This is a genomic window from Haliea salexigens DSM 19537, assembly GCF_000423125.1.
Taxonomy (GTDB): Bacteria; Pseudomonadota; Gammaproteobacteria; order Pseudomonadales; family Halieaceae; genus Haliea; species Haliea salexigens.
Genome location: NZ_AUHJ01000008.1, coordinates 66,014 through 87,700 on the forward strand (window position 1 = coordinate 66,014; position 21,687 = coordinate 87,700).

23 protein-coding genes are annotated in these 21,687 nt (G+C 62.8%); 10 read left to right on the forward strand and 13 right to left on the reverse strand.

Annotated features, from left to right (window positions below):
- Window positions 1-5 precede the first annotated feature (5 nt).
- Both G533_RS0110630 and G533_RS0110635 read right to left on the reverse strand, forming a co-directional pair.
- Window positions 6-956 (reverse strand): pyridoxal-phosphate dependent enzyme, encoded by a 951-nt coding sequence (locus G533_RS0110630; RefSeq protein ID WP_027949932.1) that lies wholly within the window; start codon window positions 954-956, stop codon window positions 6-8.
- 19 nt (window positions 957-975) lie between these two features.
- Window positions 976-1,659, reverse strand: coding sequence for a Frag1/DRAM/Sfk1 family protein (locus tag G533_RS0110635; protein WP_035527627.1), 684 nt, complete (start codon window positions 1,657-1,659; stop codon window positions 976-978).
- 64 nt (window positions 1,660-1,723) lie between these two features.
- On the opposite strand from G533_RS0110635, the gene G533_RS0110640 reads away from it, so the two are divergent.
- Both G533_RS0110640 and cuyB read left to right on the forward strand, forming a co-directional pair.
- Window positions 1,724-3,070, forward strand: a complete 1,347-nt coding sequence (locus G533_RS0110640; RefSeq protein ID WP_027949934.1) for an alanine/glycine:cation symporter family protein — start codon at window positions 1,724-1,726, stop codon at window positions 3,068-3,070.
- A gap of 12 nt (window positions 3,071-3,082) precedes the next feature.
- A complete protein-coding gene (gene cuyB / locus G533_RS0110645; protein ID WP_027949935.1) occupies window positions 3,083-3,805 on the forward strand; it encodes a cysteate racemase in 723 nt (240 codons plus the stop codon).
- Here cuyB and leuA read toward each other — a convergent pair.
- The gene (leuA, locus tag G533_RS0110650; protein ID WP_027949936.1) at window positions 3,787-5,460 is read right to left on the reverse strand and encodes a 2-isopropylmalate synthase; all 1,674 of its coding nucleotides are present in this window, start codon (window positions 5,458-5,460) and stop codon (window positions 3,787-3,789) included. The two genes, cuyB and leuA, sit on opposite strands and share 19 nt — an antisense overlap.
- Before the next feature lie 354 nt (window positions 5,461-5,814).
- Here leuA and G533_RS0110655 point away from each other — a divergent pair, with 354 nt between their 5' ends.
- From G533_RS0110655 to G533_RS0110680, 6 genes are all read left to right on the forward strand, one after another.
- Window positions 5,815-6,294: an EVE domain-containing protein gene (locus G533_RS0110655; protein ID WP_027949937.1), complete on the forward strand. Its 480-nt coding sequence runs from the start codon at window positions 5,815-5,817 to the stop codon at window positions 6,292-6,294.
- A complete protein-coding gene (locus G533_RS0110660; protein ID WP_027949938.1) occupies window positions 6,291-6,779 on the forward strand; it encodes an Lrp/AsnC family transcriptional regulator in 489 nt (162 codons plus the stop codon). Before G533_RS0110655 ends, G533_RS0110660 begins: the two co-directional genes overlap by 4 nt.
- 112 nt (window positions 6,780-6,891) lie before the next feature.
- Window positions 6,892-7,674 carry an SDR family NAD(P)-dependent oxidoreductase gene (locus G533_RS21580; RefSeq protein WP_051230207.1) on the forward strand — a complete coding sequence of 261 codons (783 nt, stop codon included), beginning with the start codon at window positions 6,892-6,894 and terminating at the stop codon, window positions 7,672-7,674.
- A 36-nt stretch (window positions 7,675-7,710) separates the two neighbouring features.
- Complete coding sequence (locus tag G533_RS21585; RefSeq protein WP_051230208.1) at window positions 7,711-8,949, forward strand: multidrug effflux MFS transporter; 1,239 nt, start codon at window positions 7,711-7,713, stop codon at window positions 8,947-8,949.
- A 56-nt stretch (window positions 8,950-9,005) separates the two neighbouring features.
- Window positions 9,006-10,013 carry a cysteine synthase A gene (locus tag G533_RS0110675; protein WP_027949939.1) on the forward strand — a complete coding sequence of 336 codons (1,008 nt, stop codon included), beginning with the start codon at window positions 9,006-9,008 and terminating at the stop codon, window positions 10,011-10,013.
- Between the two features lie 34 nt (window positions 10,014-10,047).
- The gene (locus G533_RS0110680; protein ID WP_027949940.1) at window positions 10,048-10,668 is read left to right on the forward strand and encodes an NADPH-dependent FMN reductase; all 621 of its coding nucleotides are present in this window, start codon (window positions 10,048-10,050) and stop codon (window positions 10,666-10,668) included.
- Between the two features lie 19 nt (window positions 10,669-10,687).
- Here the strand turns inward: G533_RS0110680 and G533_RS23525 are convergent, their stop codons facing one another.
- The 4 genes from G533_RS23525 to G533_RS0110700 form a co-directional block, all read right to left on the reverse strand.
- Complete coding sequence (locus G533_RS23525) at window positions 10,688-11,881, reverse strand: GGDEF domain-containing protein (RefSeq protein ID WP_144079854.1); 1,194 nt, start codon at window positions 11,879-11,881, stop codon at window positions 10,688-10,690.
- Between the two features lie 24 nt (window positions 11,882-11,905).
- Entirely contained in the window at window positions 11,906-12,565 is a 660-nt protein-coding gene (locus G533_RS0110690) for a thiol:disulfide interchange protein DsbA/DsbL (RefSeq protein ID WP_027949941.1), read from the reverse strand.
- A gap of 111 nt (window positions 12,566-12,676) precedes the next feature.
- On the reverse strand, window positions 12,677-13,312 hold the full coding sequence (locus tag G533_RS0110695) for a c-type cytochrome (protein WP_027949942.1): 636 nt from the start codon (window positions 13,310-13,312) through the stop codon (window positions 12,677-12,679).
- Between the two features lie 35 nt (window positions 13,313-13,347).
- The gene (locus G533_RS0110700) at window positions 13,348-13,641 is read right to left on the reverse strand and encodes a c-type cytochrome (RefSeq protein ID WP_027949943.1); all 294 of its coding nucleotides are present in this window, start codon (window positions 13,639-13,641) and stop codon (window positions 13,348-13,350) included.
- Window positions 13,642-13,757: 116 nt separating this feature from the next.
- Between G533_RS0110700 and yihA the strand changes: the two genes are divergently transcribed.
- A complete protein-coding gene (gene yihA / locus G533_RS21595; protein ID WP_035527631.1) occupies window positions 13,758-14,438 on the forward strand; it encodes a ribosome biogenesis GTP-binding protein YihA/YsxC in 681 nt (226 codons plus the stop codon).
- 156 nt (window positions 14,439-14,594) lie between these two features.
- On the opposite strand, the gene polA is transcribed toward yihA, so the two are convergent.
- Genes polA through G533_RS0110730 form a run of 5 tightly spaced genes read right to left on the reverse strand, consistent with a single transcriptional unit; the run spans window position 14,595 to window position 20,349 of the window.
- Window positions 14,595-17,327: a DNA polymerase I gene (gene polA / locus G533_RS0110710; protein WP_027949944.1), complete on the reverse strand. Its 2,733-nt coding sequence runs from the start codon at window positions 17,325-17,327 to the stop codon at window positions 14,595-14,597.
- Window positions 17,328-17,348: 21 nt separating this feature from the next.
- Window positions 17,349-18,011, reverse strand: coding sequence for an SCO family protein (locus G533_RS0110715; RefSeq protein WP_027949945.1), 663 nt, complete (start codon window positions 18,009-18,011; stop codon window positions 17,349-17,351).
- Between the two features lie 13 nt (window positions 18,012-18,024).
- Window positions 18,025-18,924 carry a heme o synthase gene (gene cyoE, locus G533_RS0110720; protein WP_027949946.1) on the reverse strand — a complete coding sequence of 300 codons (900 nt, stop codon included), beginning with the start codon at window positions 18,922-18,924 and terminating at the stop codon, window positions 18,025-18,027.
- A 9-nt stretch (window positions 18,925-18,933) separates the two neighbouring features.
- Entirely contained in the window at window positions 18,934-19,596 is a 663-nt protein-coding gene (locus G533_RS0110725; RefSeq protein WP_027949947.1) for a redox-active disulfide-containing membrane protein, read from the reverse strand.
- A 3-nt stretch (window positions 19,597-19,599) separates the two neighbouring features.
- The gene (locus G533_RS0110730) at window positions 19,600-20,349 is read right to left on the reverse strand and encodes an SURF1 family protein (protein WP_027949948.1); all 750 of its coding nucleotides are present in this window, start codon (window positions 20,347-20,349) and stop codon (window positions 19,600-19,602) included.
- Window positions 20,350-20,441: 92 nt separating this feature from the next.
- On the opposite strand from G533_RS0110730, the gene G533_RS21600 reads away from it, so the two are divergent.
- Window positions 20,442-20,696, forward strand: a complete 255-nt coding sequence (locus tag G533_RS21600; RefSeq protein ID WP_205622599.1) for a DUF2909 domain-containing protein — start codon at window positions 20,442-20,444, stop codon at window positions 20,694-20,696.
- Between the two features lie 5 nt (window positions 20,697-20,701).
- On the opposite strand, the gene G533_RS0110740 is transcribed toward G533_RS21600, so the two are convergent.
- Entirely contained in the window at window positions 20,702-21,673 is a 972-nt protein-coding gene (locus G533_RS0110740) for a cytochrome c oxidase subunit 3 (protein ID WP_027949949.1), read from the reverse strand.
- Window positions 21,674-21,687: the final 14 nt, after the last annotated feature.

Sequence of the window (21,687 nt, forward strand, 5' to 3'; positions counted from 1 at the left end):
GCCAGTCACCAGGGGAGGTTATCGAGGTCGAGATTGCCGCCACTGATGACCGCCACCACGCGGCGCCCGCGGAAGCGCTCCGGGTGGGCCAGCAACGCTGCGAAACTGACCGCGCCAGAGGGCTCCACCACGGTTTTCAGGCGACTCCACTGCAGGCGCATGGCCTGCACAATCTCTGCATCGGACACCGTGAGAATGGTGTCGACATGACGCTGGATAATACCGAAATTGATGGCGCCCAATCCCGCCAGCAGGCCATCGGCAATCGTGCGAGGCGCCACCGACGGTTGCAGCGCGCCGAGGCCAAAGGAACGGAAGGCGTCGTCGGCACCCTCCGGTTCCGCCGCCACCACTTCGACATCCGGGCGCAGATGCTTGACCGCGAGGGCGACACCAGACAGCAGGCCCCCTCCCCCAACAGGCACAACCAGTACATCGAGGTCGGGTACCTGCTCCAGCACCTCCAGCGCCAGCGTACCCTGGCCGGCAATCACGCGCGGGTCGGCGTAGGGGTGCACCACGTGGGCACCGGTGGCCGCCACCACACGCTCCAGCGTCTGTTCGCGTGCCGCAAGCGTTGGTTCACACTCAATGATCAGGCCACCGTAGGCGGCAACCGCGGCCTTTTTCACTGCCGGAGCATTCGCCGGCATGACGATGTGCGCCGCTATGCCACGCTCACGTGCCGCCTGCGCCAGCGCGGCGCCATGATTGCCCGACGAGTGCGTGGCAACGCCTCCTGCCGCTTGCGCCTCGGTCAGGCCAAATACCGCATTGCTGGCGCCGCGTGCCTTGAAGGCACCCACTTTCTGCAGATTCTCGCACTTGAAGTGCACATCCGCGCCGGTGACCTCATTGAGCAACCCGCTACTGATGACCGGCGTGCGATGCACAAGGTCGCGGATGCGCGCCTGGGCCGCGGTAATGGCCGCGAAATCGGGGGCCGTCTCCGTCATGCCCTGCACTCACCGCCGCTCAGGGGCCGGCAACAAACTGCAGACGCCAGCCGGCCCGGCGCCATACCAGGTAGCCGAGTAGAAAATTGGTTTGCAACAACAGGCTCAATATCCATTCAAAGGCGTCCTCCACCGAGTCGTACAATACACCATCCCAGGCCTGCAGCACGACCGTGAGCAGCCCCAGCGCGAGCAGCAGGCAACAGACCCCGTACATACCGGCAGCGAGGCCACTGATGCCCGCCACGCGCCGGGAACCCCGCCGCAACTCGGCGGCGAACAAGAGCTGGGCGAGAAAGGTGAAAGAGAAGAACAGCACCGTGCCAGCGCGCCGCTGGAAGCGCCAGGCATCGCCGGCTTCACCCAGTACGGTGACGTACAGAATCAGGCCCACGCTTGCCAGCAGGCCCAGCCAGAGCATCCAGCGCAGCCGGCGTATGCGGCCGTCAGCACCCTGCAGTGCTCGCAACCACGCGTAGTTGCACCACCAGTAGAGTGCAAGAACAACTGCAGCGGGCAGCATGGTGGCGCGAAACAGGTAGCTGGCCGGCGGCTGCCTGCCCGTGGCGCTGATTGAAGTGCAGCTGTCGAGATAGGGGTTGCACCAGTCCACGTGCCCCTGGCTGGCTGCCAGCAGCCAGGTGAGGTGCACGGCAGCAAAGGGCAGGAGTGCCGCGAGCAGGGCAATGAGTCGCAGGTTCATGCCCCGGAGTTTAGCACCGCCCTGTGCTATTCTGCCGGCTTTTGCCACCCGGAGGGCAGCGTCAATGGAATCTCTGCAACAGCTCGCGGCGAGCTTTGCCAACGCGGTCTGGGGGACACCATTGGTGCTGCTGTTATTAGGCGGCGGGCTGTTCTTTGCGCTCTATTCACGGTTTTTGCCCTACCGGCATTTCGGCCACGCCATCGGCATCATGCTGGGTCGCCACGATACCCCGGGAGAGCCCGGCGAGCTGAGCCACGCCCAGGCGCTGGCGGCAGCCCTTTCCGGTACCATGGGCATGGGCAATATTTCCGGCGTGGCGCTGGCGATTGCAGCCGGTGGTCCCGGTGCCGTGTTCTGGATGTGGATGTCGGCGCTGGTGGGCATTGCAACCAAGTTCTTTACCTGCACCCTGGGGGTAATGTACCGCGGTACCGACAGCGCGGGCCAACTGCAGGGCGGGCCCATGTACATCATCCGCGAGGCCCTGCCGCGGGCCTTCTATCCGCTGGCCATCCTCTTTGCCCTCGCCGGCCTGATTGGCACGCTGCCTATTTTCCAGGCCAACCAGCTCACCGCACTCATCCGGGACAACCTGTTCGCGGGCCAGACACCGGCCAGCGCCAACCTGCTGATCGGCTGCGTCATGGCCACGGTGGTGGGCATCGTGGTGTTCGGCGGGTTACAGCGGGTGGCAAAAGTGGCGGTCACCCTGTTGCCGCTGATGATCATCACCTACCTGGGGATGACGCTGTACCTGCTCCTGCTGCACAGCGACCGGGTACCCGGCTTGCTGGCCAGCATCGTCAATGACGCATTCAACCCGCAAGCGGTGGGCGGCGGTCTGGTGGGGGTCATCCTGATCGGCGTGAGCCGCGGTGTCTTCTCCAACGAGGCGGGTGTGGGCACCGAGGTCATGGCCCACGGTGCCGCACGCACCAACGAGCCTGTGCGGGAGGGCCTGGTCGCCATGCTCGGGCCAGTGGCTGACACGCTGATTGTCTGCACCTGCACCGCGCTGGTCATCCTGCTGGCCGGCACCTGGCAGGACCCCGGCAACCTGTCCGGCATTACGCTCACCGCGAATGCCTTCCGCCAGGACCTGGGCAGCCTGGGCAGCGGCCTGTTGCTGTTCGTGACGCTGATTCTCGCCAGCACCACCATGTTCACCATGTGGTATTACGGCGCCAAGTGTTTCGGCTTTCTGTTCGGCGCGAGGCTGCAGCACTACTACCGCTGGTTTTTCGTGCTGGCGGTCATTTTCGGTGCCAGCGTGAGTATTGATATCGTGTTCAACCTGATTTCCGGCTCCTACGGCCTGATGGCGATTCCCACCATGGTGTCCACGCTGCTGCTGGCGGGCAAGGTGCGAGCAGCGGCACGGGAATACTTCCAGCGACACCCCTACTGAGTGGAGCAGACCGTGGAGAACAGCCAAGCAGCAGCCAGGATTGCCGGCATCATGGGCGGCATGGGGCCCGAAGCCACCGTGGATTTCATGGCGCGCGTACTGGCAGCCACCGACGCAGCCACCGACCAGGAGCACATCCACATGCTGGTGGACCACAACCCGCGCGTACCCGACCGGCACGCGTCCATCAGCGGCAGCGGCCCGGATGCGGCACCCGAGGTGGCTGCCATGGCGCAGCGCCTGGAGCGGGCCGGTGCCGACTTTCTGGTGATGGTCTGCAACACGGCGCACGCGTACACCCGCGAAATTCGCGCTGCGGTCAACATTCCCTTTATCAGCATTGTGGATGTGGTGATGGACGCCGTGCGCAGCCACCCCGGGGACTGCATCGGGGTGATGGCCGCCGACGGCTGCCTGCAGGCCGGGCTGTATCAGCAGGCACTGCTGAGCGCGGGGCGCGAGCCACTGCTCTGGAACAGTGGCGAGCAGGCACGCTTCATGGGCCTGCTCTACCGGATCAAAGCGGGGGAGCGCAGCCCGGAGGTGCGCAGCGGCCTGCAGGCCCTCGCCGCCAGCCTCGAGTTCAGCGGCGCGGACCTGTTGCTCGCCGCGTGCACGGAGATCCCCCTGTTGCTGGGCCCTGCCGATACCGGCGTGACCCTGCTGTCCTCGACAGACCTGCTGGTCGCGCGAACCGTAGCGCTGGCCCGCGGCGACTATGCCGCTGCAGTCTGACCCTGGCTCGCGGCGCGGTTGATCGCGCCGAGAATGCCCTCGAGCGACGCCTGAATGATGTCCGGGCTGCGCCCCACACCGCAGTAGCGCTCGCCGTCGATATTCAGCTGGATATAACACACCGCTTCCGCATCGGCACTCTGGCTGAGGGCGTGCTCGCTGTACTCCACCAACACAATCTGGCGACCCGTGAAGCGCTGCATGGCATCCACGAATGAAGCCACCACGCCATTGCCGGTACCGGTGAGGGCGTTGCGCACCGTGCCCTCGAAGAGCTCGGCCTGCAGCTGGTCGACGCTGTCGGCGCGGCTCACCTGATAGTCGCCAAGGCGCCACTGGCCGGACCCGCTGAGGTAGGTGCGCTGGAACAGGTCGTGAATCGCCTCGGGGGTCACTTCGGATTCCTGCAGCTCGGCAAACGCCTGCACCGCCGCGCTGAAGTCTATCTGCAACCAGCGCGGCAGTTCGTAACCGTAATTACTCTCCAGCACGTAGGCGATGCCGCCCTTGCCCGACTGGCTGTTGATGCGGATTACTTCCTGGTAGGAGCGACCGATATCCGCCGGGTCGATCGGCAGGTAGGCCACCTGCCAGGGCGCCTGCTGCTCGCGCCGGGACAGGCACTTCTTGATCGCGTCCTGGTGGCTGCCGGAAAAGGCCGTGAACACCAGCTCGCCGGCGTAAGGATGACGCGGGTGCACCGGCAACTGGGTACACTCTTTCACCGTCTGGATGATCTCGTCCATGTGGCCGAGCTGCAGCTGCGGATCCACACCCTGGCTGTAGAGGTTCATGGCCATGGTGACGATATCCATGTTGCCGGTGCGCTCACCGTTGCCCATCAGCGTACCCTCGACCCGGTCTGCACCCGCCAGCACACCCAGCTCCGCCGCGGCGACGGCGCAGCCCCGGTCGTTGTGGGTGTGCAGGGAAACCAGCAGGGCCTCGCGATTCTGCACATGGTCGCAAAACCATTCGATCTGGTCCGCGTAAACATTGGGCGTACTCATCTCCACCGTCGCCGGCAGGTTGATGATCACCGGATGCTCCGGCGTGGGCTGCCACACGGCCGTCACCGCATCCACCACTTCCACCGCAAAATCCAGTTCGGTACCGGTGAAGCTCTCCGGCGAATACTCGAACACCCACTCGGTTTCCGGGTAGCGCGCCGCCACGTCGCGCACCAGCTCGGCGCCCTTGACCGCAATATCAATGATCCCCGCACGGTCCAGGCCAAACACCTGTTCGCGCTGTACCGTCGAGGTGGAGTTGTAGACGTGCACAATGGCGCGGCGGGCGCCGCGCAGCGCCGCAAAGGTTTTCTCGATCAGCTCCGGGCGCGCCTGGGTCAACACCTGGATGGTGACGTCGTCGGGAATGCGTTTGTTCTCGATCAGTTCACGGCAGAAGTTGTAGTCGTGACTGGATGCGGACGGAAAACCAACCTCGATTTCCTTGAACCCTATCTTCACCAGCTGATCCCACAGGCGGGATTTCTGCCGCCCGGTCATCGGCTCGATCAGGGCCTGGTTACCATCGCGCAGGTCAACGCTGCACCAGCGTGGCGCCCCGGTAATCTGGCGGTCGGGCCAGCGGCGCGACGCCAGGCGCACGGGTGCGAAGGGCGGGTATTTGCGATGATCGAATTGGCTCATGGCCTCTGTCCTCTGTCCATTTTGCCGCGTACGGCGAATACAGGCGGCTGTGCATCCGCGGGTCGCGCAGGGTCGTGTCCTGCCGGACCAGCTCTCGTGGAGCCCCGTGCCTGCAACGAGCGTCCCCGGTAAGGACACTCCGCAGCGGCAACAGATGCTGCATCAGCCGAGTGCGTAGTATAAACCCTGCGGGTGGGCGAATTGCTGCAAAAATGCGTATCCACACGCGGTATATTGGCGTATAGATTCAAATATTATAATATTAATAGTGATAAACACCATATTATGCGCGCCAGCGGGTGGTATAGGCGATTGCAAACACACACCGGCTAGAGCGGAGAGGAGGGTAGCAACATGGCCTGCTGGCTATTGAAAACGGAGCCGGACACCTTCAGCCTGGAAGATCTCGCAGCGCGCCCGGCACAAACCGAACCCTGGGACGGCGTCCGCAACTATCAGGCGCGCAACTTCCTGCGCGATGGCATGCAGGCGGGTGATGACGTGCTTATCTACCACTCCAGCTGCGCGGTACCGGCGGTCGTGGGCCTGGCCGACGTTGTGGGCCCGGCGCGGCCCGACCCGAGCCAGTTCGACCCTGCCTCGCCGTATCACGATCCGCGCAGCGAGCGCGACAACCCGCGCTGGGTGCTGCGCGATATTCACTACCGCAGTCACCTGCCACGGCCGCTGCCACTCGCCGAGCTCAAGCGCCACGCCGCCCAATTCGAGGGCTTCGCCCTGCTGCACCGCAGCCGATTGTCAGTCATGCCCGTTGCAACTAAACACTACCGTCTGATCCTGAAACTGGCGGCGACACCGGGGGAGAGCGCGTGAAGCTGGACCGTATCGATCGCCGTATCCTGGATGTTCTGCAGCGGGATGGCCGTATCAGCAATCTCGACCTCGCCGAGCGCGTTGGGCTGTCGGCCACACCCTGCGCACGCCGGGTGAAACGGCTGGAGGACTCGGGCCTGATTCTCGGTACCGTCACCCTGCTGGACCAGTCTCGCCTGGGGCTTAAACTGACGGCCTACATCGGCATCAGCATGGATCGCCACACTCCGGACCGCTTCGACGCCTTCGAAGCGCAGGTACGCGACTTCCCCGAAGTCATGGAGTGCTCCGTTGTGACCGGGCAGAGCGCCGATTACCTGCTGAAAGCGGTGATACCGGACATGCAGCACTACGAGCGCTTCCTGCTCGGCAAACTCACCCGTATCCCCGGTGTTACCGGTGTGCATTCCAGTTTTGAGTTGCGACGAGTGGTACAGAACACCGTGCTGCCGCTGGACCACGTGGAGAACGACACCGAGGTCTGAGGCCCGCCGGCAGTGGCCGCGTACCGAATGGCCACTTCCCCTGGCCAACCTGGCTCTTGCCCCGGCTTTACGATTGGACGCATCATGGGGCAGCCAGCAAGGGAGCCGTGCCATGCTTGATATGCAGAACAAAGTGGCCCTGATCACCGGCGGCGCGAGCGGCATGGGGCGCATCATCGCTCTGCGCCTGGCGGCACGCGGTGCCAGGGTAGTCATCTTCGACGTCAATGAGGCAGGGCTTGAGGCCACCTGCGCAGAACACGAGCAGATTCATGCTCTGCGTTGCGACATTGGCGACCTCGACGATGTCGAAAAGAAGGTCGCGCAGGTCGAACAGGAAACCGGGCCGATCGACCTGCTGGTCCACGCCGCCGCACTGATGCCCAGCCACAAGCTTGTGGACCATACCCATGCGGGCATGGAGCGCCTGTTCCGCATAAACTATTTCGGCACCACCTACATGATTCGCAGCGTGCTGCCGTCGATGCTCGCGCGTCGCAGCGGCCGTATCATCGCCTTTGGCTCGGTCGCAGGCTATGCGCTGGTCACCCACATGGGCGGCTACTGTGCCACCAAATCAGCGGTGAATACCTATGTGGAAATCCTGCAGAACGAACTCCGCGACTCCGGTGTGAAGGTCCATCTGGTCTGCCCACCGCCGGTCAATACACCCCTGATCGACCAGACACTGGCGACCGACAGCCCCGCCAGCCTGATTGAAGCGAAGAAGTCGGGGCGGCTTTCCGATCCGGAAAAGATCGTCACGGCGATCGAGAAGGGCGTGGCGAAAAACCGCGACATTATCTACCCAGGGGAGGCGCGCCTGCTGATGCTCTGGCATGCGCTGCTGCCGCGCCTGTGGTGGAAAACGGTGCTGAAGTTCGAGAAACAATGACCCGATCGGCGGTGCGCATGATAGCATCGCCGACCCATGAGCTCCCGACACCTCACCGCTGACTCACCCTGGCTGTTAGCCCTGCTCGCAACGCTGGTCGCCCTCGGGCCACTCAGTGTCGACATGTATCTGCCGGCGATGCCGGCCATGCGTGTTGCCCTGGCTACCGATGTAGGCAGTGTGCAACTCACCCTGAGCGCCTACCTCGCCGGCTTCGCGGTGTTTCACCTGTTCTGCGGACCACTGGCAGACCGTTATGGCCGCAAGCCCGTCATCACCGCCGGCACGCTGCTGTTCATTGCGGCCTGCGTGGGCTGCAGCCTGGCCACCACGATAGACGAGTTGCTCACCTACCGTTTCCTGCAGGGCATTGGCGCCTGCGTTGGCCCGACGCTTGCGCGCACCATCACGCGCGACCTGTTCGGGCCGCGCCGCGCCGCCCGCGCGCTGTCACTCATTGCCATGCTGATGGCACTGGCGCCTGCGGTAGCACCGAGTCTCGGCAGCCTGCTGATGCTGCTCTTCCCCTGGCGCAGTATTTTCGTGTTTCTGGGGCTCTACGGCGCGCTGATACTGATCGTACTCCATCGCTACCTCGGGGAATCACTGCCGGTACGCCAGAGCCTCCATCCGGGCACCATCGCGCGCAACTATGCGGTACTGCTGCGCAGTGGACGGTTCATGGCTGTCGTGGTGAGCAGCTCTTTCGTCTACGCGGGCATGATGGTCTACCTCGCCTCATCCGGTTTCGTCTACATCGAAATGCTGCAGCTGCCGGTGAAGTACTTCGGGCCTATCTTTCTCACCACGGTCGCCGGCTATATCGCAGGCAGCGCCGTAAGCGCGCGGCTGTCCAGTCACCTCGATTCCGTCCGGGTGCTGCTGATCGGAACCGTCGTCGTTGCGGTCGCCAGCGTCAGCATGGCGGTTGCCGGCACGCTCTTCGACACCCGCGTTGCCGCGCTGGCAATACCCATGATGCTCTACACCGCGGGCATGGGCCTCACACTTCCCCATGCCATGGGCCTGGCACTGCAACCCTATCCGCACATGGCGGGCACCGCCTCGGCGCTGCTCGGCTTTATCCAGATGGCTGTATCCGCCGTCGCCGGAGGCCTCATAGGCCTGTTCCTGCACGACTCGCCGCAACCTATGCTGCTCGGCATACTGCTGCTGGGCCTGACCGGGCTCGCTCTCGCATTACTCGCAAGCCGTCTACACGCGCGCGCTCGCGATATCGGGCAAGCACAGCACAACGACCCGCAGGAGCACTGACCGCCTGTAGCGGCTGTGGCATACTGCGCCTTCTTGTTTCAGTGGAGAAACCGGCCGTGGCCAGCGCTGCAGATGTCACCCAGCTCATCGGCAACACGCCGCTCTTGTACCTGCGGCAGGTGTCGGAGCGCACCGGTTGCCGTATTTTTGGCAAAGCCGAATTCATGAACCCCGGTGGCTCGGTGAAGGACCGCACGGCACTCGGCATCATTCGCGCGGCGGAAGCCAGCGGCGAGCTGCGCCCGGGCGGTCGCATCGTCGAGGGCACCGCCGGAAATACCGGCATTGGATTGACCCTGCTGGCCAACGCCCTGGGCTATACCAGTACCGTGGTGATGCCCATCAGCCAGAGCCGCGAGAAAATCGACACACTGGAATTGCTCGGTGCCGATTTACATCTCGTCCCCGCCACGTCCTACAGTGAGCCCGGGCACTATATCCACACCGCCCAGCGCCTGGCAGAAAAATTCGCCAGCAGCGAGGCCGCAGGCGCGGTGTGGGCCAGGCAGTTCGACAACCTGGCCAATATGGCAGTACACCGCGACACCACCGGCGAGGAAATCTGGCAACAAACGGAGGGCGAAATCGACGGGTTCATTTGCGCCGTGGGCACCGGCGGCACGCTGGCGGGGGTTTCCCAGGCACTCAAGGCGCATCGCGAGAGCATCACCATCGGTCTCGCTGACCCGCAGGGCGCTTCGCTGAGCCAGTATTTCAACTGCGGCGAACTCACGCCCAGCGCCGGCAGCTCCATCATGGAAGGCATCGGCATCAACCACATCACCGGCAACGTGGCACAGGCCAGAGTGGATACCGCCTTTACCGTAACCGATGAGGAAGCATTGCCACTGCTATTCGACCTCCTGCAGCACGAAGGGCTGTGTCTCGGTGGCTCGGCCGGTGTCAACATTGCCGGTGCGGTGAAGCTCGCCGAACAACTGGGGCCCGGGCACACCATCGTTACCATCCTCTGTGACTACGGCAACCGCTACCAGAGCAAACTCTTCAACCCCGCGTTCCTGCATAACAAAGGCCTGCCGGTACCGCCCTGGCTGGATATCTGACCAACGCAACCCCCTGAAAACACGGAGACCCCACATGAAACTGGGCATTATCAGCGGCAGTCATCGACCCGATTCACAGAGCGCCAAGGTGGGCCGCTACATCAAGCACACCCTGCTCGAGCAGAAGCTCTGCGACGACGTCTGGTTTCTGGACCTCGGTGGCAACCCGCTGCCGTTGTGGGAAGAGGGCGTATGGGACCCTGAGGACGCCCGCTGGCAGGGCATTCTCGACCCGCTGCGCACCGAGCTGCACAGCTGTGACGGCCTCATCGTTATCGCACCGGAATGGCACGGGATGGTGCCAGCCGGCCTGAAGAACTTTCTGCTGTTATGGACATCGGGCGGGGAGCTGGCCCACAAGCCGGCGCTGATCGTCACCGTGTCCGGCTCCATCGGGGGCGCTTACCCCGTGGCAGAGCTGCGCATGAGCGGCTACAAGAACAACCGCCTGTGCTTCATACCCGAGCACCTGATCGTGCGCAACGTCAACGGCGTATTCAACGCCGACGACAAGGACAACGACCAGGACCCGCACACCTACCATCGCGACCGGCTCATCTACTGCCTGGAGCTGCTGCGGGAATACGCGTTGGCCATGCGTCAGGTGCGCGCCAGCGGCAAAGGTGCCCTCGACGTTTACCCAAGCGGCATGTAAGACAGGCGGAGCGGGGCACTCACTGCGCGGGGGCCCACACCTCAACACGGTCCCGACCGTTGTCCTTGGCCCGGTAGAGGGCCTCGTCCGCGCGACTGAGCAGCAGGTCGATGGTATCGCCCTGCCGCGCCTCGGTAATGCCCGCACTGAAGGTCACGCTCACCGCGCTGCTGCCGGCGTGCAATGCGGTTCCGGCCACCGCAAGCCGCGCCCGGTCGAGTAATACCCGCGCTTCCTGCGGAGAGGTGTCCGGCAGCAACAACACGAACTCCTCGCCGCCGTAACGTGCCAGCACATCCGTCTCCCGCAGCTGGCCCTGCCAGGCATCGGCAAAGTGGCGCAGTGCCTCGTCGCCGAAACTGTGGCCGTAGCTGTCGTTGAGGCGCTTGAAGTGGTCCAGGTCAATCATCGCCAGGCACAGCGAATGCTTTTGCCGCAGGGCGCGTGCCAGGTCGCGCTCAGCCACCGTGCGAAAAGCGCGACGGTTCAACAACCGGGTCAGGTCGTCGCGGGTGGCGAGGTACTCGGCGCGGATCTGGTGGGTGCGCCCCACAGCCAGAATGCGCTGCATGGTCATCAGCGTAACGCCGACGAAACCCATTACCAGCGCAGGAATACCAAAATTGTAGGGCAACAGGTAACTGTAGGACTTCAGGGGGAACACATAGGGTTGGCCCTGCCACCAGTCGTGGTAGCCGTGGAAGCCGCGCAACAACACCACCGCGCTGTAAAGCAGCAGGCTGACACCGACGAGCAGCTGGGCGGGGCGCGTTGCCGAATCCTCCCGGCTCTTGAACAGCAGCCAGATAGCCTGCACCGGTAGCAGCCCGGCGATGGTGGAGTAGACCCCCATCAGGAAGTCTGAGTTACCGTTGGTTACCCAATAGTGGACATTGAAGGCCACCATCACCCCGACGCTCACAGGCACAATCCACCACGGCAGTGGTCGCCCCATGAAGTGGAAGATGCCAATCAGGAAAAGCGCCTCACCGGCAAGCTGGCCTGCGTTGCCCAGCACGTTCAGCACCGGGCTGCCGGTGGCAATAAAGCCGAAAAAGAGGACGATGCCGGCGATCAGTGTCCAGCTACCGGCCATCCAGAATACGGGGCCGGCGTAAGGGCGCGACACATACCAGAGCGCGGTGGAGGATATCGCCACTGCCAGCAGCAGGCATACGCCCAGCAGCATTGGCGAGTAGTAAATGGCCTCCACGGCGCCCCCGTTACGCCTCCCGGGTCAGGAAGCGGCGTTGGATGCGGGCTGCGCGGCGCGCTCTTTCTCTATGAGGAAGTCAGCCAGTTTCAGCATGTTCGCCTGGCTTCCCGCCTTGCGAATGCTGATACGGTATTTGCCGTTGACCATCATTTCAGGCGTACCGGTGATTTTCGCCGCCCGGGCGCGGCTGTTGGCCTGGCGCACCTGGCTGCTCACACCGAAGGAAGAAAACGCCTTGTCGAAATCATCGCCGCTGACACCGTTCGAGGTGAACAGCTTGCGGATTTCGGCTTCCGACCCCAGGCGCTTGCCGTCGACATTCATGGCCTGGAACATCACCGTGTGCAGCGAGTCGAGAACGCCCAGCACATCGGCGGTGTAGTACATGGCTGCATGCAGTTCCATGGGCTTGTTCCAGACGGCGGGGGAGCCTTTGAAGTCGACATCATCCGCCAGGGTATCCTTCCAGTGGCTGATCAGCGGGTCGAAGGTGTAGCAGTGGCCGCAGCCATACCAGAAGAACTCGACCACTTCGATCTTGTCCGGGTCTGCCGTGCGCAGTGCCGGCACGATCAGGTCATAGTGCGTGCCTTCCTGCCAATCGGTGGTAGCGGCATCCTGGGCTGTGGCTGCGAGCGGGGCCAGCAGCACGAGAGCAAGAGCGAGAAAACGCGTAAACATGAGATTCTCCATAGTCAGGTTACCGTCATCAGACCACGATTCCGACGGACTGTTCTACTCCGGATAAAAAAGGTGGCTCTATGGCCACCTTTTCAACTACTGCTGGAGGACTTACTTCAGGCCAGCCGCATAGCTCGCCACGGCTTCGATTTCCATGTCGCTGAGGCCGAAGGCGTTGCTGCGCATGATTTTGGTGTCGCCATCATTGGTGCGCCCCTCCGGGTCTTCGTAGCCTTTGCGATAGGCACGCAACTGCGCCGCGATGTACTCGGGGTGCTGGCCGTGCAGCGCGGGGTAACCCGCCAGGGAATTACCCTTGCCATTCGGTGAGTGGCAGCCACTGCAGGCGGCCACCTTGCGCTCGGCGATCCCGGCGCGATAGACCTTCTCACCCAGAGCCACCAGCGCCGGATCTGCCTGGTTACCCGTCACCGCCTTGCTCGCATAGTACGCAGCGATATCCGCCAGTTGCTGATCGGTCATGTCGTCAACCTGGCCGGCCATGGTGGGAATGGGGCGGGCGCCGTCGCGAATGTCCATCAGCTGCTTGAGCAGATAGCGCTGCCCCTGGCCTGCCAGTTTGGGGAACGTGGGCACCGGGCTGTTGCCATCGGCGCCGTGGCAGGCACTGCAGATCTGAGTGAGTGGCTCACCGGCAGCGGCATCGCCTTTGAGGAACGGCGTAGCCGCACCGGCAGTGTGTGCAAAACCCACCAGGGCTGCACAGAGAACAAGGGCTTTCTTCATGACACTTCCAGACAGGAACGTAGAGTAACGGCGCCTTACTGCGCCGGCGTGGACATGTACGTGATCAGGGCTGCATAGTCCTCATCCGTGCAATCAAAGCACATGCCCTTGGGCGGCATGGCGTTCAGGCCATTCTTGACGGACGTTACCAGTGCATCCATGCCTTTCTCCATTTTCGGAGCCCAGGCGGCAGCATCACCGGTTTTAGGCGCACCGGCAACACCGGCGTTATGACATACAGCACAACTCTTGTTGTACTTGTCCATGGGCGGCTCAGCCATTGCGCCGGCGGCAACAACCATGGCGCCAACTGCCAACAATTTTTTCATGCTACACCTCTGCTGCTTGCTGCGGGGTTAGTCGGGACGCGGAGATTTCCGTCGGTCCCGGGAAAGCTGTGGCATTATATACGAGATACCCCATGCAAAAAAGGCAAGCGCACCTCATGCAGTCAACCCCCCCGGACCGGCCCGACTACCGCAGCGCCGGCTTCCTGACCAGCGCCAGCCGGCTTTCCCAGTGCCCCGAGGACGCGGGCTGGGAAGTGGCCTTCGCCGGTCGCTCCAACGCCGGAAAATCCTCTGCAATCAATAGCTTAACTGGAAATCCAAAGCTTGCGCGCACGTCCCGCACCCCCGGGCGCACGCAGTTGATCAATTTTTTCAGCCTCAGTGAGACGCAGCGCCTGGTCGACTTGCCCGGCTATGGCTTCGCCAAAGTCCCCCTCGCCGTGAAACAGGAGTGGACCAAACAGCTGGAAAATTACCTGCAAAAACGCCAGAGCCTGCGCGGGCTGATTCTGCTCATGGACGTGCGCCATCCACTGCAGGCCTTTGACCAGCAAATGCTCAACTGGGCAGTGAGCGCCGGGATGCCGGCCCACATCCTGCTTACCAAGGCGGACAAACTCAAGAACGGCCCCGCACGCGCGACCTTGCTGCAGGTACAGCGGACACTGCAGGTGCACGGCGACAGCGTGACCGTACAGCTCTTCTCCGCCCTGAAGCACAGTGGCCACAAGGAACTGGTTGCGGTGTTGAACGCCTGGCTGACCGACATCAGCGTGTACGCTGACGAGGAGCACGAGGCAGGCGAAGAAGGCGAAGAGGACGAATCCGGCGCATAAAAAACCCGGCTGCCCGTAGGGGGACAGGCAGCCGGGACAGCTTGGGTCTCTGGGGAAGAGACTTGCCCCGCGAGTGGCTCATGGGGAGGAGCCTGCGGAGCAGTAGCAGCATGCTACGGATAGTGAGACCGGGTTCGCTGTAGAAAGTTCCACCCGCTAGTGCGCTTCATCCCAATTTTTTCCGGAACCCGCTTCCACCAGCAGCGGCACGGCGAGTTCAGCAGCGTCGCTCATCATCCCGCACAGAGTGTCGCAGACCTGCTCGACCGCATCTTCGGCCACTTCCAGCACCAGCTCATCGTGCACCTGCATGATGGTGCGGGCATCCACATCCGACCCCTGGAGCCAGCTGTCCACCTGCAGCATGGCACGCTTGATAATGTCCGCGGCTGTGCCCTGCATGGGGGCATTGATCGCTGTGCGCTCGGCGGCCTGCGCGCGCATCTTGTTACGGGCGTTGATTTCCGGCAGGTACAGCCTGCGTCCGAACAGCGTTTCCACGTAGCCCTGCTCGCGGGCGCTGGCGCGCGTGCGGTCCATGTAGTCCTGCACCCCGGGGTAGCGCTCGAAATAGCGGTCGATGTAGTCCTGCGCCTCGTGGCGCCCCAAGTGCAGTTGTCGTGCCAGCCCGAAGGCTGACATGCCATAGATCAGGCCAAAGTTGATGGCCTTGGCCTTGCGCCGCTGTTCCGCGGACACGGCATCCAGGGCCACACCAAACACCTCCGCGGCGGTGGCGCGGTGTACATCCAGCCCCTCCCGAAACGCATGCAGCAGCCCGGCATCGCAAGACAGGTGCGCCATGATGCGCAGCTCAATCTGGGAATAGTCCGCGGCCACGATGCGGTAGCCCGGAGGCGCAATGAAGGCCTGGCGAATACGTCGACCTTCCTCGGTGCGGATCGGAATATTCTGCAGGTTCGGATCGGAGGAGGACAGGCGGCCCGTGGCCGTCACCGCCTGGTGATACGAGGTGTGGATACGCCCCGTGCGCGGGTTCAGCAGCTCCGGCAGCTTATCGGTATAGGTGGATTTCAGCTTGCTCAGGCCCCGGTACTCGAGCAACACACGCGGGAGTGGGTAATCAAGGGCGAGTTCCGCCAACACCTCCTCGGCGGTTGACGGCGCACCGGTCGGTGTTTTGCGCAGCACCGGCAACTCCAGCCGTTTGAACAGTATCTCACCAAGCTGTTTGGGTGACCCGAGGTTGAAGGCCTCGCCGGCCAGGTCATGGGCCTCCGCTTCCAGCTGCTGCAGGCGCTCACCCAGCTCGCGGCTCTGCTGCTGTAGCAGCTCCCGCGACACCAGCGCACCCGTGCGCTCGATACGTGACAGCACCGGCACCAGCGGCAGCTCGATGGTGGTGTACACCGCGGCCGGCCCCTCCAGCTCTGACAACCGGGGCCACAGCGCCTGGTGCAGGCGCAGGGTGATATCCGCGTCCTCTGCCGCGTAGGGGCCGGCATCCTCCACCTTGACCTGATTGAAGGTCAGCTGTTTAGCGCCCTTGCCGGCAATATCCTCGAAATGGATGGTCTTGTAGCCGAGATACTTCAGCGCCAGGCTGTTCATGTCGTGACGGGTCGCGGTGGAATCCAGCACATAGGACTCGAGCATGGTGTCGTGGCGAATACCGCGCAGGTTGATGCCGTGGTTGGCCAGCACACTGGCATCATACTTCAGATTCTGCCCGACCTTCGCGCGCTCCGGGTCCTCCAGCAAAGGCCGCAACATGCCCAGCACCTCATCCCGATCCAGCTGCGCCGGCGCGCCCAGATAATCGTGGGCCAATGGCACATAGGCGGCCTCACCAGGCTCTACCGCAAAGGAAACGCCCACCACCTGCGCCTCCATGTAATTGAGGCTGGTGGTCTCGGTGTCGAAGGCAAACAGCTCCGCTGCCTGTAACTGCGCCAGCCAGCCCTCCAGCGCCGGCATGTCGGTCACTACCTCCCAGTGGGTATCCGGCTGTGGCTGAACGTCGGAATCAGCGGCTTCGCCCCCCTCAACGTTCCCCAGCAGCTCCTCAAGCCAGCTGCGAAACTCCAGCCGGGTGTACCACTCGCGCAGTGCGGCGTTGTCCGGCTCGCCGTTGTGCAACGCCTGCACCGATTCCTGCAGCGGCACATCCAGCTTGATCGTCGCCAGCTGGTAGGACAGATAGGCGCGCTCGCGCTCCGCCTCCAGCTTGGCCGCCATGGTCTTGGCACCGCGGAAGTCCAGGGTCGCCACCTGATCCAGCGCCGCATAGATGTCATCCAGGCCACCCAGTCCCTGCAACAGGGCCAGTGCGGTTTTTTCCCCCACACCCGGTACGCCGGGAATGTTGTCCACCTTGTCGCCCATCAGCGCGAGGAAATCGATAATACGGGAGGGCGGTATACCAAATTTTTCTTCCACGCCGGCCTCGTCCAGCCGCGTATCGGTCATGGTATTGACCAGCGTGGTGTGCGCATTCACCAGCTGTGCCATGTCCTTGTCACCGGTGGAAATCACCACCGGCCGGCCGCACTCGGAGGCCTGGCGGGCGAGGGTACCGATCACATCATCAGCTTCAACACCGGGTTCACAGATCAATGGCAAACCCATGGCTCGCACAATGGCATGGATCGGTTCTACCTGGGCGCGCAGCTCGTCCGGCATGGGCGGCCGCTGGGCCTTGTATTCGGCGAACAGGTCGTCGCGAAAGGTCTTGCCCTTGGCGTCGAAGACCACCGCCACCGGGCTTTCCGGGTAATCCTTGAGCAGACGGCGCAGCATGCTGATAACGCCCTTCACCGCACCGGTGGGTTCACCGGTGGAGGTGTTGAGGGGTGGCAGCGCGTGAAAGGCCCGGTAGAGATAGGAGGAGCCGTCCACCAGGACGACAGGCGCGGTGGTATCAGCCATGACGGCCTCCTGTTGCAGGGCTCAATGGTCCCAGAGGTAGCGGATGGAGCGGTAGGTCAGCTTCATTTTCGCCAGATCCAGCGGGGCCTTGAAGAACGCATGGTAGTCGCCGCGGGGGTTGATCAGGACCACGTTCGCGCTGTGGTCCACCAGATAGTTCTCGTCCTGACCGGGCACCTTTCGAAACGGCGTATTCAGGGCCGTGGCAAAGCGGTGGATATCGAGAAACTCGCCGGTAACACCGACAAACTCGGGGTTGAAGAAGGGCACATAGCTGGCGAGCTGTTCCACCGTGTCGCGGGCGGGATCCACCGACACCATGACCACCTCGGTGTCTTCCACTTCCGTGCCTTCAAGCGCTTGCACAAACTGGTCGAGGAACGCCATGGTGGTGGGGCAGATATCGGGACAGTAGGTAAAACCGAAGAAAATCAGCGTCCACTGGTTCTCGAGGCTCGCCGGCACAAAAGGTTGGCCGCGGTGGTCAATCAGCGCGAAATCACCCATGTCACGGGGTGTTTGCAGCAGAAACGCGCCGTTTGCCTGCATGTCGGCTGCCGTCATCACACGTGGCTGGTTGATGCGGTTCACGAAACCGGCAACGATCACCAGAATAAACACCAGCACCCCGATAACGGTCCAGCGAATACCGCGGCTCTGGCTGGGTGTCTTGCTGTCGCTCATGGTGGGTAGATCCTCAGGCAGCCGTCATGGGAAAAACATAATGGTCCACCAGCATGACCACGAACAGGGCCATCAGGTAGATGATCGAGTACTTGAAGGTTTCCATGGGCGCGGCCGGGTTGCGATTGCGCATCAGCTCAATGGCCCAGTAGAGGAAACCGCCGCCGAGTACCACGGCGCCCAACAGGTACAGCGGCCCACTCATGCGGGTCACAAAGGGCAGCAGGGTAATCAGGAACATGAGAACGGTGTACAGGAGGATATGCAGGCGCGTGAAAGCATCGCCGTGCGTCACCGGCAACATCGGTATATCCACCGCCGCATACTCTTCCTTGCGGTGGATTGCCAGGGCCCAGAAGTGCGGCGGTGTCCAAGCAAAGATAATCAGCACCAATAGCAGCGCGTGGCCGTGGATCTCCCCGGTAACGGCGGTCCAACCGAGTAGCGGTGGTGCCGCGCCGGCAAGGCCGCCGATCACGATATTCTGCGGCGTGGCACGCTTGAGAAACAGGGTGTAGACAAAGGCATAACCCACCAGTGAGGCAAAGGTCAGCCAGGCGGTCAGGGCATTGATCCAGATAAGCAGTATGGCCATGCCGGCCCCGCCCAGCACCAGGGCGAACGCGGCGGCCTGCAAGGTACCGACCCGGCCCTGGGCCATGGGGCGCTTGCTGGTTCGCGCCATGCGCTGGTCAACCCGCTGGTCGACAAGGTGGTTCACGGCTGCCGCCGCCCCGGCGCAGAGGGCAATGCCGAGATTTCCCAGAATGAGCGCGTCCAGCGGCACCATACCGGGCACCGCCATGAACATGCCGATTACCGAGGTGAGGATCATCAGCAGGACAACATTGGGCTTGGTCAGCTCCTTGTAGTCCCGCCAGGTGGCTTTGGCTGTTGCGGCCATGTCAGTCATTACGCTGGTTCAGTCCCCGGAGTTTTTCAGCAGGAATTTAAGATCAGAGATCACGTCTTTGTAACTGTCGCTGGCATCATACGTCATCATCACCCAGCCGGCAGGGTCTACCAGATACCAGAGGTCGTCTTTGGCACGGGTTTCAGGGAACAGCTGAGGCCAGCTGGCGCCGTCCAGGCGGGCGACAACCAGCCCACCGTGCTCCTCCGCGAGCAGGCCCGCAAAATCCGCCGGCGCCGGCTTGTTGTCGCTGAGGTCACTCACCCCCAGAGCCGTGTCCGCGGGTGCGCGGTCCGTTATCAGCATCCGTCGCACACGCGGGAACTCCTTGCCCAAAGCGAGATGAATCTGGCGCGTCAGATACAGCTTGCGCTCGCAGGCAGCAGCACACTCGGCACCTTCCTGCGTCACCAGCAGGGTCCACTGATGATCGACGTTGCTCCAGGGCAGTGCTGTGCCGGTGGGCGATAGCAGCCCGGCTTCGGCAAGGGGCCGCGGCGGATCCAGCAGGGTGCCGCGGTTTGCGGTACCGAGCATGCCCACGATATCCAGTTCGCCGCGCGCCACAAACCACCAGAGCCACGTCGCCGCCAGTACCATAATCACAGGAATACCGGCGATAAGCAGGATCACCAGACGGCTGTTGTTCGCTCCCGCTGTGGGTTCCTGCATCGGTCAATCCTCTCGGCGTGTAATGAGCTGCCACAGGTTGGAGCTGCGCAGCAGAAAAAAGAGCAGCAACACGGCGGCCATGGTAAACCACTGCACCGCATAGCCCTGGTGTTTTTCCGGGCTGGCGTTGACCACAGGCCAATCTGCAGTGAGCGCCGCCGGCTCGTTGGGGTCAATACGCACCAGCCAGGGATACAGTTCGGCATCACTGATGGTGGCAATCAGTGGCTGCAGGGCCTGCATGTCCACGGCCTGGATGCGCACCGGCCAGGGCGGCGCCAGCCGCTGCTCGGCCAGCAGGTACGGTGCACCGGGAGAGACATACAGGTGCCCGGTGACACTCGAGACACCCGCTGGCTCGGGAACATCAGGAAGCGTCAAGCGCGCGGGGTCGCTGGCTACCCAGCCTCGGTTGACCAGCACCAGCCGTTGCGTGTCCGCCAGACGGAACAGGCCGACCACCTCATTGCCATACCTGCCGCGATACATGCGGTTGTCCAGCAACAGGTAGTAGCCGGGCAGGAACTCACCGCGCAAGTGAACGCGACGGTAGGCCAGTGCTTCCGCCGGCTCCGCGACGAGGTCGCTCAGCCCCACGGGCGCTTCACTCTGACGCTGCGCCCAGCGGGTCTCCAGCTCGCGCTTTTCTTCCGCCCGCTCCAATTGCCAGAAGCCCAGAGCTACAAGGGCAGGAAAGAGCAGGGCGGTAAACAGCGTAATCCGCCACTCCAGGTCCAGTTTCAATGCCACCATGCCTCAACCCCGTTCAGTTAATGTAGCGCCGTATGCAACAGCCATGGAGGCTGCTGGTTTATACTGCTGCGTTTCTGGAAAGGAGCAGGACATTGTTGAAGTTGATGATCGTCGGTTTGATGCTGGCGCTGCTGGCCAGCCTGGGTAGCGGATTCTACTTCCTGATGGTGGATCAGGGCGACAAAAACAGCCGCCGGACCTTCCATTCGCTGGGCGTGCGCCTGGGCCTCGCGCTGACCCTGGCGGGTCTGGTGGTTTACGGCGTGGCCACAGGCAAGCTGGGCCACCGCAACCCCTGGGACGCCGGACCTCGTCCGGCCGCCCAGGCGCAGGAAACCGCTGACTGAGCTCCCTACAGGATGTAGACGAACAGGAACAGAAACACCCAGACCACATCGACAAAGTGCCAGTACCAGCTTGATGCTTCAAAGCCGAAGTGATCATCGGCGGTGAAATGACCGCCCCTGACCGAGCGCAGCCACTGGATCAACAACATGGTCATACCCATGATCACGTGGAACCCGTGGAACCCGGTCAACATGAAGAAGGTGGAACCGTAAATACCGGAGTTCAGGGTCAGCCCGAAGTGCGCGTACGCCTCATAATATTCCAGCGCCTGCAGGGCAACGAACAACATGCCCAGCGCTACGGTGATGCCCAGCCAGATGTTGAATTTGCGCTTGTTGCCGTCGAGCAGGCCCATGTGCGCAACGTGCACGGTGAAGCTGGATGACAGCAGCACGATGGTGTTCCACATCGGCAGCCAGAGATACCACGCCGCCGCCTCGCCGAACGCCATGCTCTGCTCGTAGCTCTGGAAGGTGCCCATGTTGGCAACAGGCTGGTTGGCGACCCCGCCCACAGCTTCCTGCGGCGTCAGCGGCATCGGCCACTGGTAGTTGAAGCCTTCCCAAAGCAGGTGGTTCATGCGCCCGCCTTCGCCTTCACCGGCGAGCCACGGGCCTACCAGCGTACGCACATAGAACAGCGCGCCGAAGAACGCGAGGAAGAACATGACCTCGGAGAAAATGAACCAGAACATGCCCAACACATAGGACTTCTTCAGCTGGGCGCTGTTCATGCCCGCCAGGTTTTCCTTGATCGCCATGCGGAACCAGCCGAACAGCGTGGCGGAGAAAAAGAACAGGCCAAACCAGAATATGCCCCAGGAGCCGGTGGTTGCACCATCGCCAAAGGTCATGTCGTTCATCACATTGGCGGCCCCGAACGTGCTCGAGATAAGACCTATCGTCGCGCACACCGCCAGTTTGCTTTTTTCCGGTACGTAGTACTTCTCGTACTCTGTTGAACTCTGGGTTGTCATTGTGTTTCTCCGTT